General features: G+C 54.4%; 11 protein-coding genes and 1 other annotated feature. Of the genes, 5 read left to right on the forward strand and 6 right to left on the reverse strand.

Annotation, left to right across the window (positions count from 1 at the left end):
• The gene (helD, locus tag ACULM0_RS12635; protein ID WP_463677895.1) at window positions 1-2,277 is read left to right on the forward strand and encodes an RNA polymerase recycling motor HelD; all 2,277 of its coding nucleotides are present in this window, start codon (window positions 1-3) and stop codon (window positions 2,275-2,277) included.
• Between the two features lie 30 nt (window positions 2,278-2,307).
• Here helD and ACULM0_RS12640 read toward each other — a convergent pair whose 3' ends face one another.
• From ACULM0_RS12640 to ACULM0_RS12650, 3 genes are read right to left on the reverse strand one after another with little or no spacing between them, the layout of a single operon-like run.
• Window positions 2,308-3,183 (reverse strand): cell division protein FtsX, encoded by an 876-nt coding sequence (locus ACULM0_RS12640; RefSeq protein WP_463677896.1) that lies wholly within the window; start codon window positions 3,181-3,183, stop codon window positions 2,308-2,310.
• A complete protein-coding gene (locus tag ACULM0_RS12645) occupies window positions 3,180-3,857 on the reverse strand; it encodes a cell division ATP-binding protein FtsE (protein WP_463677897.1) in 678 nt (225 codons plus the stop codon). The genes ACULM0_RS12640 and ACULM0_RS12645 overlap by 4 nt, the downstream gene beginning before the upstream one ends.
• A 10-nt stretch (window positions 3,858-3,867) precedes the next feature.
• Complete coding sequence (locus ACULM0_RS12650; protein ID WP_463677898.1) at window positions 3,868-4,941, reverse strand: coiled-coil domain-containing protein; 1,074 nt, start codon at window positions 4,939-4,941, stop codon at window positions 3,868-3,870.
• Between the two features lie 112 nt (window positions 4,942-5,053).
• On the opposite strand from ACULM0_RS12650, the gene ACULM0_RS12655 reads away from it, so the two are divergent.
• On the forward strand, window positions 5,054-6,028 hold the full coding sequence (locus ACULM0_RS12655; protein WP_463677899.1) for a 1-aminocyclopropane-1-carboxylate deaminase/D-cysteine desulfhydrase: 975 nt from the start codon (window positions 5,054-5,056) through the stop codon (window positions 6,026-6,028).
• A 33-nt stretch (window positions 6,029-6,061) separates the two neighbouring features.
• Here ACULM0_RS12655 and ACULM0_RS12660 read toward each other — a convergent pair whose 3' ends face one another.
• Window positions 6,062-7,357, reverse strand: coding sequence for an O-antigen ligase family protein (locus ACULM0_RS12660; RefSeq protein ID WP_463677900.1), 1,296 nt, complete (start codon window positions 7,355-7,357; stop codon window positions 6,062-6,064).
• Between the two features lie 111 nt (window positions 7,358-7,468).
• Here ACULM0_RS12660 and ACULM0_RS12665 point away from each other — a divergent pair, with 111 nt between their 5' ends.
• Complete coding sequence (locus ACULM0_RS12665; RefSeq protein WP_463677901.1) at window positions 7,469-8,098, forward strand: flavodoxin family protein; 630 nt, start codon at window positions 7,469-7,471, stop codon at window positions 8,096-8,098.
• Window positions 8,099-8,150: 52 nt separating this feature from the next.
• Here the strand turns inward: ACULM0_RS12665 and ACULM0_RS12670 are convergent, their stop codons facing one another.
• Window positions 8,151-8,510, reverse strand: a complete 360-nt coding sequence (locus ACULM0_RS12670; protein ID WP_463677902.1) for a winged helix-turn-helix domain-containing protein — start codon at window positions 8,508-8,510, stop codon at window positions 8,151-8,153.
• Window positions 8,511-8,719: 209 nt separating this feature from the next.
• Window positions 8,720-8,925, forward strand: a binding site (T-box leader).
• A gap of 38 nt (window positions 8,926-8,963) precedes the next feature.
• Between ACULM0_RS12670 and serA the strand changes: the two genes are divergently transcribed.
• Window positions 8,964-10,547 carry a phosphoglycerate dehydrogenase gene (gene serA, locus ACULM0_RS12675; RefSeq protein ID WP_463677903.1) on the forward strand — a complete coding sequence of 528 codons (1,584 nt, stop codon included), beginning with the start codon at window positions 8,964-8,966 and terminating at the stop codon, window positions 10,545-10,547.
• A 60-nt stretch (window positions 10,548-10,607) separates the two neighbouring features.
• On the opposite strand, the gene tnpB is transcribed toward serA, so the two are convergent.
• Entirely contained in the window at window positions 10,608-11,759 is a 1,152-nt protein-coding gene (gene tnpB, locus ACULM0_RS12680; protein ID WP_463677904.1) for an IS200/IS605 family element RNA-guided endonuclease TnpB, read from the reverse strand.
• 248 nt (window positions 11,760-12,007) lie between these two features.
• Between tnpB and ACULM0_RS12685 the strand changes: the two genes are divergently transcribed.
• A complete protein-coding gene (locus tag ACULM0_RS12685; RefSeq protein ID WP_463677905.1) occupies window positions 12,008-12,778 on the forward strand; it encodes a hypothetical protein in 771 nt (256 codons plus the stop codon).
• Window positions 12,779-12,814 lie beyond the last annotated feature (36 nt).

Genomic DNA, 12,814 nt, shown 5'->3' on the forward strand with positions numbered 1-12,814 from the left:
ATGTCTGTAAGAAAACACGTGGATTACAAAGAAGAGGTCGCTCGGCTCGATGAGACCATGGCCTACATTGAAAAGATGCTGGAGGCGACGGAACAATACCGCGCTTCCTACAAGGACAACATCCGCGATGCCATGGTGAACTTGGACTATCTGGACAGCTCCCAGAGCTACATCAGCATCCTGATCAATACGAAGTTCATGGAAATGGCCGATCGGAATTTCGATGCGTATCGAAAGGTGAGGAGGAAGCCGTACTTCGCGCGCATCGACTTCAGGCGAAAAGGATCGGATGCACCGGAGAAACTCTACATCGGCAAGGTTTCCCTCTACCGGGCGGAGGACGAGCTCCCTATGATCGTGGACTGGCGGTCGCCCGTAGCCAATCTGTATTACGAGGGTCGGCTCGGTGAGACGACCTACAGGGCCGAGGGCGGGATGCAGACGGGCGAACTGCTCTTGAAGCGCCAGATCACCGTCGAAGAGGGGGGGATCCAGTCCATCTTCGATGTGGATATCACCACGAACGACGCCTTTCTCCAGGCGTCGCTCGATGCCAATGCCGAGGACAAGCTCAAGGACATCGCCTCGACGATCCAGGCGGAGCAAAATCGCGTGATCCGGGCCGATATGACGGCACCGCTGGTGGTCCAGGGGGCAGCCGGTAGCGGAAAGACCACCATCGCGCTGCATCGGATCGCCTATTTCATCTACCTGTACGAAAAGACCTTTTTACCCGAGAACTTCATGATTCTGGCGCCGAACAATCTCTTTCTCGATTACATCCGGAACGTGCTTCCGGAACTGGGCGTCGAGCGGGTGAAGCAAACGACCTTTGCCTCCCTTACAACTGAACTGCTTGGAAAGTGCTTCAAGCTGATCGATGAGGGGAAAAAGCTCACGGACTTTCTCGATGGACATTTATCCATCGAGGAGGAGAAAATGCTTCGGCGGGTATCCTCATACCGCGGTTCCATGGCCTTCAAGGAGCTGATCGATACCTATGTCGATCAAGTGGAAGAAGCTTACCCCCCTTCAGAAGATTTTACCTTGGCGGGTGAAGTGCTGGTCAGCGCAGAAAAAATCGAGCGACTGATCCGCGAGGAGACCCAACATCTGCCCCTCTTCAAACGTGCGGAGGAAGTCTCGAAAGCACTGAAGAACCACCTGAAGATGAGGAAAAAGGAGATCTTGAAGCGTACGAAGGAGGCGTTCAACAACAAGATCGATCAACTGCGCTTCGACCAAGAGCCATCGGAAGAGCGGCGGCGGATTATCCTCCACCTCATGAAAAAGCGGGATGAGATGATCGTAGAAATCGAAAAAGAGGCGCGTACGGCCGTCAAGCGTTACATGAAGTGGTTTCCCACCTCAGATCTGTTGGCCCTCTACCGGAATTTCATCGCCACCGCCGATCATCCGGAGGAGATCGTCTCGCTCCTAAGGGAGGTCCTAGTCGCCCAACTCGACCGCAAGCGGATCGAGCGCGAGGATGTGGCCGGTCTTCTGTACCTGCGGCACCGGTTGATGGGCTTCGATGCCGATCTGGAGATCAACAGCATTGTGGTGGACGAAGCACAGGACTTCAGCACCTTCGAATTCTACATGCTCAAGACCATCTACAAGACAGAAAAGTTGACCCTCCTCGGCGATCTCTCCCAGGGGATCCACGCCCACCGCGGTATCGAGAACTGGCAGGAGATGATGGCGGAGGTCTTCGGTGACCGGGCTCAGTTCATGACGCTAGAACGTAGTTACCGTACGACCGTTGAAATCATGAACCTGGCCAACGCAGTGATCGTCACTCTGGATGACGAGGGATTGGTGCCTGCGAAGCCCGTCATCCGACACGGTGAGAAGCCTCTGGTTGAAGCTTATGTGAAGAAGACCGCTCTTTACGATGACCTGGCCGAGCGGATCGTTTACCTCGACGGTACCTACGCCTCGGTGGCAGTGCTGGTGAAAAATGAAGCCGAGGCCAAGAAGGTCAAGCGTCAGTTGGAGAAACGAATGGACGCGGATCTGGCCATCCTGACGGGCGAGATGGACCATTATGGTGCCGGGGTGACCATCGTACCCGTGCACTTGGCCAAGGGCCTGGAGTTTGACGCGGTGATCATCGCTGCCGTCGAGGCGGCATACGCTGGCAGCACCGTGGAGACCAAACTTCTCTACGTGGCCATGACGAGAGCCCTCCACCACCTGAGCATCCTGCACATGGACGGACTGATGCCCCTGCTCGATTCTATCGGTAGTGAAACCGTCGAAAGGACGGCATGAAAAAATCCTCTGGAGAAGACTCCGGAGGATTTAATCTTTTTTGGCCGTGAGATAACCGAAACCCGATCCACCGAGGCCAAGCAGCAGGGAGAGTGGAAGCAGCTGTTGCCAGAGCTGCCCCGTCGATGCCCTGAACAGGGTGGGGGGTAGAAAGGGCAGGGGGCCGAGGAGACCCTGGAGCGTCGGGCCAATCACGAGTTCGGAAGCCATCAGCGCCAGTATTGTCCCCAGAAGAGCGATGGACAGGGCATCGACGAAGAAGGGGATGGCGACAAAGGTCTCGGGAGCACCCAGCAAACGGAGGGTATCGATGGTCTCGCGGTGATCGTGAAAACCCACGCGGATCAAATGACTGATCAGGACAACGGCGATCAACGTGATTCCAGTGACAAGGGCGGTGGTGATGCTATTGGCACTCGATGCGATGCGCTCTAGGGAGTCGAGGGCCTTTCGATTGTCACGAAGGCTGGAGACCCCGGAGAGGGCCAGGATTTCATCGTACAGTGCACCCCTGCGATCGAGGGCGATCTCCACCTCGAGAAAGGCGCTAAAGGGATTTGTGTCGAGCATGGAGAGCACCTCATGCTCCTGCCCCAGGAGGTCTCGCATCTTCTGCGCCGCTTCCTCAGCATCGACCCTGTTCACCGCGGCAACCCCTTCAATCGACAGGAGTTCCTTGTAGAGGTTCTCGCCCTGGCCCTCTTCATAGAAAACATGGAAGGTGGCTTCTCCGACGAGAAAATCGACCAGTCCCTCGGTGACTCCCGAAACGATCAATCCGGTGGAGACGAGGGTAAAGATCAGTGCGACGCTCAAGATGGCTAAAAAATGGGCGAGGGGTTCACGACGGTAGAGGGAGAGGGCCTCCTTCAAGAAGTAGGGAAGATTGTGGAGGAATTTTCTCATGGTGTCGTCACCTCACTTCCAGTGGTGACCCTGCCGTCGGCGACCGTCAGGATCGTGGCCCCGAGGTCGGGGGCGATGAGGTGGGTGGCGTGGGTGGTGATCACCACGGTGGTGTCTTCCGAGTGAAAAGCCTCCAGCAGACTCAGGATCTTACGCGCATTGTCATGGTCGAGATTACCCGTGGGTTCATCGGCCAAGATCAACCGCGGGCCCCTCGCCACGGCGCGGGCGATGGCCACGCGCTGTGCTTGACCGAAGGAAAGCTTGGACACGTCCACCTGTTCCTTGTTGGAAAGGCCGACGGCATTGAGCGCCTCCTGTGCTGCACCCAACATGGCCTTGTGGGAGAGGTCCAGAAATCGGAGACCGATGAGGACATTCTCAAGCGCTGTTTTGCCGGGGATCAAACGGAAGCCCTGGAAGATGGGGCCGATGCGCTGGCGCAGTTTTTGTTTGCCATCCCTTGTGAGGTGACCCATGGGGAATCCGTCGACCTTGAGGAGGCCGGAGCTGGGTGTTTCTATCCCCATGAGCAGTTTCAACAGACTGGTCTTGCCCGAGCCACTGGCACCAACGATGTAAACGAGAGATCCGTGGGGAATCCTTAGGTTCACATCACGCAGGGCCTCCGTGCCATCGGCATAAGTAAGCGAGAGTGCGTTGCTTTCGATCATAGTAGCCTCCCTAGAAAAGCTTCAAACGCAGTAAGAGCTGGAGTGTTTCTTCTGATATGGTAATCGCCTTGAGTTCATGGGGTGAGATGAGGGGAGAGAGATCGAGGCTGAGCTGCCTTCCTTCCATCTGAAGGAGATGCTCGGAGAAGAGCGGGTAGCCGGCGAGCTCGCCTCCTGTGACGGACCAAATGAGCTCGGTTGGGCCGTTGACCTCCAGTTCCCCGGAGAGTAGTAAATCATGATCGGGAAAGAAGAGGATCAGGCTGTCCTCTTCGAAGCGGACCTGCGAAGGGGGGAGATCCTGCCGATCGGCCAGCAGGGTGTTGAAGCCCTCCGCGGTGACGCTGGCCTCAAGGCCGCCGAGGGTCAAGCGCTGGCTGATGCTATCTGATGGCAGGGTCCCTGTGGTGAGCAGGCCGGGGAAGGCTTCTGCCAACCGTTCGAAATCCGCCATCGCATCGGCTCGTGCGGCCTCTAGACGCATCAGACGCTCTTCAAAGAACAAGCGCTCTTGACGGAGCGAGGTCAGCTGTGCTTCTAACTCCGCTCGACTGGTCTCGAGCGCCTCCATGTCGGCGACGAGCGTCTGTCTTTCCACCTCGAGACGAAGGAGTCGCGATTTTTGCTCCTCTCGTATTGTTTCCATCTCGCTTTGACGTGATGTGAGGTTTTGCATCGTCTCCCGGGTTCCGGTGAGAAGTTCCCCGAAGAGATTCAGCCGAGAGAGGAAATCCCTGGGGCTCTCGGAGGAGAGCAGTAGCTCGAGCCACGAGGTCATCCCCTGTTTCTGATAAGTGGCGAGAAGTAAGGAGAGGGTTTTCTGGTCGCTTGCAATGTGCGCTTGGTTTTCCGCGAGCTTCTCGTCGATCGCGAGGAGCTGTTCTGCTTCTGCTTCGATCCGTTCTTCCGTGATTTCGATGCGACGGAGCGTCGTTTCGATGATCTGCTTTTTTTCAAAAAGCTCTTGTAAGATCGCTTTCTCCTGGTCCACCAAGGAGGCGGGGTTCACATCGGCAACGACAGTAGCCGTGGTCAGGTACAAAAGCATGAACAGGACGAGCAGTAGAATCGAGACTTGCTTCAAAATCAACACCTCCTCAGGACGAATACCTTAAGTTTACCACGTTCTCCGGTCGCAGGGCACTAGACGCGGATCATTTGTTATAATGGGAGGGTACACAAGGAGGCGATGATCCATGCAGAGTACGTTACACTACCCCGAAAAAATCCATCTGGCCAGGTTAAAGACACCGATCTATCCACTCGATGCCTACAAAGGCGTCAAACTCTATCTGAAAGCGGATGATCTGACGGAATTCGGACTCTCCGGTAACAAGGTCAGAAAGCTGGAGTACCTACTCGCGGAAGCACAACGCGCGGGAGCCACGGACGTGATCACCTGCGGTGGTACCCAGTCGAATCACGCGCGAGCGACGGCGCTAGCGGCCAGACGCATCGGAATGGTGCCACATCTTCTTCTCCGGGGAAGGGAACAAGAGCTAGCCCAGGGCAATCTCCTGATCGATCACTTGGCCGGCGCCGAGATCCGTTTCTGCGGCGCCGATGATTACCGGAACAAACGAGAGGCCCTGATGATGGATTGGGCTGCTGAAATCGAGCGTTCGGGGGACTCCGCCTACGTGATCCCCGAGGGGGGTTCGCGAGGAGTGGGCCTCTACGGATACGCTGAGGCCTTCGAAGAAATTCTAGAGCAGGAGTCCGAGATGGAGGCCCCTTTCGATCTGATCGTAGCCGCCCTGGGATCTGGCGGAACACACGCAGGCCTGGTCATGGGGGCGGATGCCCACGGGACCGATCATCGGATTCTGGGGATCAATATCTATGACGCTACGGTAGATGGTGTGGCCAAGGTGAACGCCCTGATCGAAGCGATCGGTCTGCCGTCAAACGGGAAGGGGCGGCTGACCGTAGACAATCGATTTGTCGGAGACGGGTACGGGCAATCGAATCCAGGTGATCTCGAAGAGATCCGCCGCATGGCTAGGGAGAAGGGATTCCTTTTCGATACCGTGTACACGGGCAAGGCCCTGGCGGCCCTTTACCGGATGATCGACGCAGGGGAAATCGCGCCGGAGACACGATTGCTCTTTATCCATACCGGTGGTTTCTTCGGAAACTTTTCCGTCGCCGGAAAATTCCACGACCGATAACCTGTTCACCCCTTAAGAAACGGACCTCATCGATTATGGAATGAGGTCCGTTTCTTCCTTCGCTGGGGAGAAAACCGGAAGCCCCAGCAAGATGTAGTACAGTGGCGCCACGCTGAGCACGCTGATGTTGAACATCGACTGCACGAGATAGGTCAGAACGGCAAAGAAGAGTCCGAGGAGAAAGGGGTCATTGCCGAAATGCTCCTTTCGTTTTTTCAGTGTGATCCACACGAGGAAGAAGTAGGCTGCCAGATAGGGGAAGCCCAGGGTCACCCACATGTGGAGGGGCTCAGAATGGGCGCGGTCCACATATGTGGTCCTGCTCTCTCGAAAGGCGTACCAGGCTTCTTGGTCGAAGACTTCCTGGAAAGTCTCCGGACCGCTGCCTATGAGCAGGTAGTCCTTGAGCAGGGGGACGGTGTGTCTGTAGATGGTCCCACGCCCCGACCCCAAGGCCGCGCGATCGGTCAATAGGTTGTCCATCTCTGCGGTCAGACTGAAGAGCCGGTTCAAGAGGTACTGGTCGAAGGACATGAACACGAAGATCAGCGAGAAAACAATCACCAACACGAGGATCTGTTTCTTGTGTTCTTTGGCGAAGTCTCTGAAAACCCAAATCGTCAGGAGAGCAGAAACGAAAATTCCCAGCCATACACCCCGCGTCATCGCTGCCACGAGGAGGGCGAAGAGGAGAGCGGCGGCGACCAGATTGATCGGTTTTGGCTTCCCCAGGTAGCGCGCGATGGCCAGAGATAAGACCAGTGCGGCGTAGGTGCCGGTCATGTTCCGGTTCCCAATGGTCACAATAGCGCTGCGGCTCCCTCGGCTCTTCCAATAATCCAGCGGAAAAGGTTCCACGCCATAGTACTGGAGGAGCCCATAGACCGCGATGGGCAGGGCACAGAAGATCAGTAGCCTGACGAGTTGCTCTGCATCCTGACGGTCGAAGGTCTTGTGGGCCGTATAGAGCAAGACAAGATAACTGAAAAGGGTCAGGAATCCCTCGAGACGCCGAAAATTCCCGTAAAAAACGAGATCAGGGTAGGGGGTCAGCAAAGTGCTCAGGGCGAGGAGGAGAAACATGAGTCCCACCGGTAGTGTGAACCAAGCTTCGTCTCGATCCCCCGCGGACAACCTCCCGATTCCGTAGACGATCAGGATGGCGATGACAAAACTGTAGAGGAACAGAGCCTTCGGCATCGTGTAGCCGTCGCCGAAGTACACGGAGGTAGTGTAAGCAGGAACAAAGATAAAGGGCATGAGGGCCGCGTAAAGCGTGATGAGCGATGCGGTGATTTTTTTGTAGGTCTTCTGTAGGTGTGGAAACATGGCTCCCTCCTTTTTCATAAGTATACCATGTTTCCATCGACCGGAATCAGGTGTTGCACCGGTTGTTTTTCTGATAGAATGGTGGTATACAAAGAAAATGAGGAGGATCTTATGAAAGTTGCATTGTTTAACGGTAGTCCGAAAAAAGAAGGAAATACCCACCACGCGCTCAAGCTCGTGGCAGATGTACTCGAAGCCGAGGGTGTCGAGATAGAAATCCATCATGTGGGAGACCAGAAGATCCAGGGGTGCCTGGCCTGTAACGCCTGCGCAAGGAATCGTGACGAGCGCTGTGTTGTCACCGAAGATCCGGTGAACGACGCCATTCAGCTGATGAAAGAAGCCGATGCGATTATCCTGGGATCTCCCGTGCATTATGCTGGGGTAGCAGGGACTATGAAGTCCTTTTTGGACAGGGTCTTTTATGTGGCAGGCAACAATGGAAACCTCTTCCGCCACAAGGTGGGGGCGGGGCTTGTTGCCGTGAGACGCTCAGGTGGCGTGACGGCTTTCAACCAGCTGAACCACTACCTCCTGTATTCCGAGATGATGGTGCCGGGTTCCAACTATTGGAACGTGATCCATGGTCGCAGCCCCGGGGAAGTGCTTGAAGATAAAGAGGGCGTACAGATCATGGAGGTGCTCGGTAAGCAGGTGCACTTCCTGTTGGAGCAACAAGCCACCTCACAGACAGAAGCACCGGAGAAAGCACGCAAGGTGTTCACCCATTTCATCCGCTGATCAACAAAAAAAGCAACAGGACCATCGGCGATCGATGGTCCTGTTGCTTTTTTCAGGAGATATTCAGGCGGTATCCACGCCCCCACAGGGTTTCGATCAGCTGTGGGTTCGAAGGGTCCTCCTCAATTTTCACACGCAACCTGCGTATGTGCACCATGATGGTGTTGTCATCACCCAGGTAATCCATGCCCCAGACTCTGGTGAAGAGCTCTTCCTTTGAGAAGATGCGTCCCGGATGTTTGGCGAGAAAATCCAGGATTTCAAACTCTTTCGGTCGTAGGGCGATGGTCCGTCCTGCTTTCAAGACGCTCGAACGCGTGCGGTCGATGGCGAGCGGACCTGCTCTCCTGAGGGAAAGGGGTTGATCGCCCCCTTCGGTTCCCATGCCGTTAGTACCTTTTGATCGGATCATTTGCCGCGACCTCCTTCTTACAAATTTCGCACTCATCATATCACGGGTCTTCTGCTCCTGTACCGAATGAAAGAAAACCCTAGTGAAAGTTTAAGGTTTTCTTAAGAATCAGAACATTGGAAAAAGGAAAAGCTTTTCATAGAAGTTCCTGTACGCCAACCGTTGACAAGTGTCCGAAAAGATATTACAATTGCTTCAAATTTAACGAATCAGAGGCTATGAGCGGACCAGTAGTTGCGATAAGATTCTACAGAAAACCGGGAGGGTTGAGAACCGGTGGATTGGAGTCGTGATGAATCCACCCGTGAGCCGATCGAAGAAAAGTCGATCCGGGCGTCCACCGTTATCGGGATGAGAGACGAGGGAAACTCCTCGTGAATAAAGGTGGCACCACGGTAGACTCCCCGTCCTTTGACGTGGGGTCTTTCTGTTTTTTTTGAAGGGGGTAGGATTGTGAAGAAAGTATGGATTGCAGAACGAATCGATGATGCGGCTATTCGCAAACTGGAGGAACATCTTGAGGTCCAGGTAGCCTATGGCTTGAGCCGGGAGGAACAACTCGAGAAGGTAGCCGATTGCGATGGCCTCATCGTGCGCAGCGCCACTGGCGTGGATGCTGAGCTGATGGCCCATGCCAAGAAGTTGAAGGTCGTCGGTCGTGCGGGCAACGGGACGGATAACATCGACATTGCCGAGGCTACCAGGCGGGGAATTGTTGTGGCCAACACACCGGAGTCGAACACCATGTCGGCTGCGGAGTTGACGGTGACCCTGCTCTTGGCACAGTCGCGTCATGTGTGCGGGGCCAACGCTTTTCTCAAGGATGGTGGCTGGGAGAGAAATCGTTTCAAAGGAACGGAACTCTATCAAAAGACGCTGGGTATCGTGGGTCTGGGCCGGATCGGCTCCTTGGTATGTCGGCGCATGCAAGCTTTTGGCATGCGTGTCGTCGGTTACGACCCCTATATCAGTGATGAGCGGTTCAAACGCTTGGGTGTTGAACGCTACGAGAAGCTGGAAGATCTGATCCGGACGTCGGATTACCTCACGGTTCACACGCCGAAGAACAAGGAGACCTTTCACATGATTCATTCGGGCCACTTACCTCTGATGAAAAAAGGGGTGCGTATGGCCAACGTGGCCAGAGGCGGAATCATTGAAGAAGCCGCCATCGTCCAGGGGATCCAGGAAGGGATCATCGCGAGCGCGGGAATCGACGTGCACGAGCAGGAGCCTTCTCGCAATGGGGAACTCCTGTCGCTCGAGCAAGTGATCGTCACGCCTCACCTGGGGGCGAGCACGGATGAAGCACAACGAAACGTGGGCATGACAGTAGTCGACCAGGTCATTGCCGCCCTCGACGGAAGCATCGTTCCCAATGCCGTGAACCTACCTTCACTGCACAGGGACGAACTCGAACAGATTCAACCCTATATTGATCTGGCGGAGAAGTTGGGTAAACTCTACTATCAGATCAAAGAGGAACCGATCGAGATGGTCAAGATCGAGTACTTCGGTGAGCTCGCCAAACGGGAGACGGGTATGATCGGTATCGCCTTTATGAAAGGATTCTTGGAGACGATCATCTCCCATCGCGTGAATTACATCAACGCCATGACCATCGCGGAAAGCCGGGGGATCGCCGTGCGGGAGAAAAAGGTGGATGATTTCTACGATGGGTACACGGAGTACCTGCGCGTCGTGATGCAGTCGCGATCCGGCACCTTCACGCTGGGCGGCAACCTGTCGACGAAACGCCAGGGGCGGATCGTGTCTTTCGATGGTTTCGAAGTGGACCTCATACCGGAAAAACACATGATCGTGTTGGAAAACATCGATGTGCCGGGGATGATCGGTCACGTGGGCTCTGTGCTCGGCGAGGAGAAGGTCAATATCGCGACCATGCAACTGGGCCGCACGAAACTGGGCGAGCGGGCCATGATGCTTCTGAACATCGATGACGAGGCACCCGAGAGCTGTCTGGAGCGTTTGGAAGAACACCCCAATGTGATTTGGGCCAGAGGCGCGACCCTTTGAACAACTCGGCACTGAAGTGCCAAGATTCCTAGGAAAACCGCCCTAACGGGCAGTTGTTAATTAGGCTAGCCCCGTGGTCCCAACGGTTAGAAGCCGTTCGGCTTCGATTTGAAGATTCATGCTTGCGTTAACGTCTCTGTCGTGAGTGGTCCCGCAGTCAGGGCATGTCCATGTTCTCACAGAGAGATCTTTAACGGCTTTGTTCTTGTACCCGCATGGTGAACAGAGCTGGCTTGAAGGGAAATTCCGGGCAACTTTTACTACGGTTTTACCGTACCAGTCTGCTTTGTACTCGAGCATGGCGCGGAAAAGCCCCCAGCTTGCCTCGGAAATCGCCTTCGAAAGTTTTTTGTTCTTCACCATGCCTTTTAGGTGAAGATCTTCGATGCCGATCACGTCGTGGTTTTTGACGATATCGGTGGAAAGCTTATGGAGGTAGTCTTCGCGTCTGTTCCTAATTTTCTCGTGAAGAAGAGAAACCTTTCGCTTTTGCTTTTGATAGTTCTTCGCTTCGGACAGTTTCCGTCCCTCTTTTTTCGCTCGCTCTTTTCTGCGAGAAAGAATGCGCTGTTCTTTAGCTAGCTTTTTCTCTAGCGAGCGGAAGAATTTTGGGTTGTCATAGACCGTTCCATCGGAAAGAATGGCGAAATCCTTTAATCCGAGGTCGATCCCAACAGAAGAACCCGTCTTTTCTAAAGGCGCGATGGCGACTTCACAAAGAATTGAAACAAAATGCTTGTTCGCAGCATTTCTGCGGACGGTAGCATGAATGATCCGCCCTTCAACCTCGCGGCTTTTGGCGCACTTCACCCAACCAAGTTTCGGGAGTTTAATTTTGTTGCCCACTACCTCAATGTTTCCGTTTGTGTGTTTTGTCTTGTAGGACTGGACGGGGTTTTTCTTGCTCTTGAACCGAGGATGTCCATTTTCTCCTTTAAAGAAACGATCAAAGGCATCCTGGAGGTTTTCAATTGACGCTTGAAGGGCGATGGAATCGGGGTCCTTTAGCCAAGGTAGTTCTTTCTTGAGGGAGGGTAGTTGTCCTGAACAAATAGTCTGGGTTAACCCTTCTCCGGTGGTTTTGTAAGCAGTTTCCCACTCGCTCAGGAAGTGATTGAAGATGCATCGACTACAGCCGATTGTCTTTGCGATCTGCTCTTTTTGAGCGTTGTCAGGATAGATTCTGAATTTGTACGCCTTATGCTTTAACAAAAAACCACCTCCTTGCAAAGATTTTATGAGAATATATGTTCATATTTAGTTTATCAGTGACTCTAGGACAAAGTCCACAGGTTCATCCCACGACTGAAGCCACGGGTGTTCTCGCTTATTGCGTAAAGAAAAGTTAAGAAGGCCGTCTTGCTGATACGCGGGAGGGACCTTCTTTTTTTCGAGGGTATTCCCCGTGGGGGATGGGTATCAATACACTGGTCGATAGAATACGAGGGGAGAAGATATTCATGCCTAGAAGAAAAGAACGTTTTTGGTTGATCGCCAACACCCTGGCCTTGGTCGGAACGCTTGGGATCAACGGTGCGGCGAATGCGCTACCCATCGGCGGACAGACTACGGGTGAAGTATCTGCCGCCTACCCCAACTTGTTCACGCCGGCATCGGTGACCTTTAGCATCTGGGGTCTCATCTATCTCGCCCTTGCGGGATTTCTCATACACCAGTGGAGGAAGTTAATGGGGCAGGGCAAGGCCGAAGCGACAGAAACCCTAGGGGCTACCTTTGTCCTATCCTGTGTTTTCAATGGTGTGTGGCTCATCGCCTGGCACTACGGGCAAATCGCCCTGAGCCTTCTCTTCATGATCGGGCTCTTGGTCTCACTGGTTCTGATCTACACGCGTTTACAAAATATGAGGAAGCGGAACGTGACGCCTCAGGACCGTTGGCTGGTCTATGCCCCCTTTGGTCTCTACATCGGGTGGATCAGCGTGGCGACGATTGCGAACGTCAGCGCCTTTTTGGTGAGCATCGGTTTTCGCGGCGGTCCATTTTCCGAACTAGCCTGGACCCTTGTGATGATCGGTATCGCATTTTTGCTCGGGAGCACTTTTCTATTGATCAGAAGAGATCCTTTCCCCACATTGGTTTTCTTCTGGGCCTTTACGGGTATTGCCCTGCGGCACGGCTACAGTTCGGTACTTGGGCTCGTGGCCCTCGCGGCCGCCCTTTTGCTACTTGTGGGTACAGGTGCACAGCTGATCAGAGGACGATTGTACTAGGCGTTGGGTTTGCAGGCAAGGAATCGGGAGGGCGTG

This window comes from Halotolerantifilum yawarlongkerapense (genome assembly GCF_054506745.1).

What these genes read in the sequence shown, in the direction of transcription:
- helD (WP_463677895.1), top strand. Translation starts at nt 1, where the DNA reads ATGTCTGTAAGAAAACACGTGGATTACAAAGAAGAGGTCGCTCGGCTC.
- ACULM0_RS12640 (WP_463677896.1), bottom strand. Translation starts at nt 3,183, where the DNA reads ATGAGAAAATTCCTCCACAATCTTCCCTACTTCTTGAAGGAGGCCCTC.
- ACULM0_RS12645 (WP_463677897.1), bottom strand. Translation starts at nt 3,857, where the DNA reads ATGATCGAAAGCAACGCACTCTCGCTTACTTATGCCGATGGCACGGAG.
- ACULM0_RS12655 (WP_463677899.1), top strand. Translation starts at nt 5,054, where the DNA reads ATGCAGAGTACGTTACACTACCCCGAAAAAATCCATCTGGCCAGGTTA.
- ACULM0_RS12660 (WP_463677900.1), bottom strand. Translation starts at nt 7,357, where the DNA reads ATGTTTCCACACCTACAGAAGACCTACAAAAAAATCACCGCATCGCTC.
- ACULM0_RS12665 (WP_463677901.1), top strand. Translation starts at nt 7,469, where the DNA reads ATGAAAGTTGCATTGTTTAACGGTAGTCCGAAAAAAGAAGGAAATACC.
- ACULM0_RS12670 (WP_463677902.1), bottom strand. Translation starts at nt 8,510, where the DNA reads ATGATCCGATCAAAAGGTACTAACGGCATGGGAACCGAAGGGGGCGAT.
- ACULM0_RS12685 (WP_463677905.1), top strand. Translation starts at nt 12,008, where the DNA reads ATGCCTAGAAGAAAAGAACGTTTTTGGTTGATCGCCAACACCCTGGCC.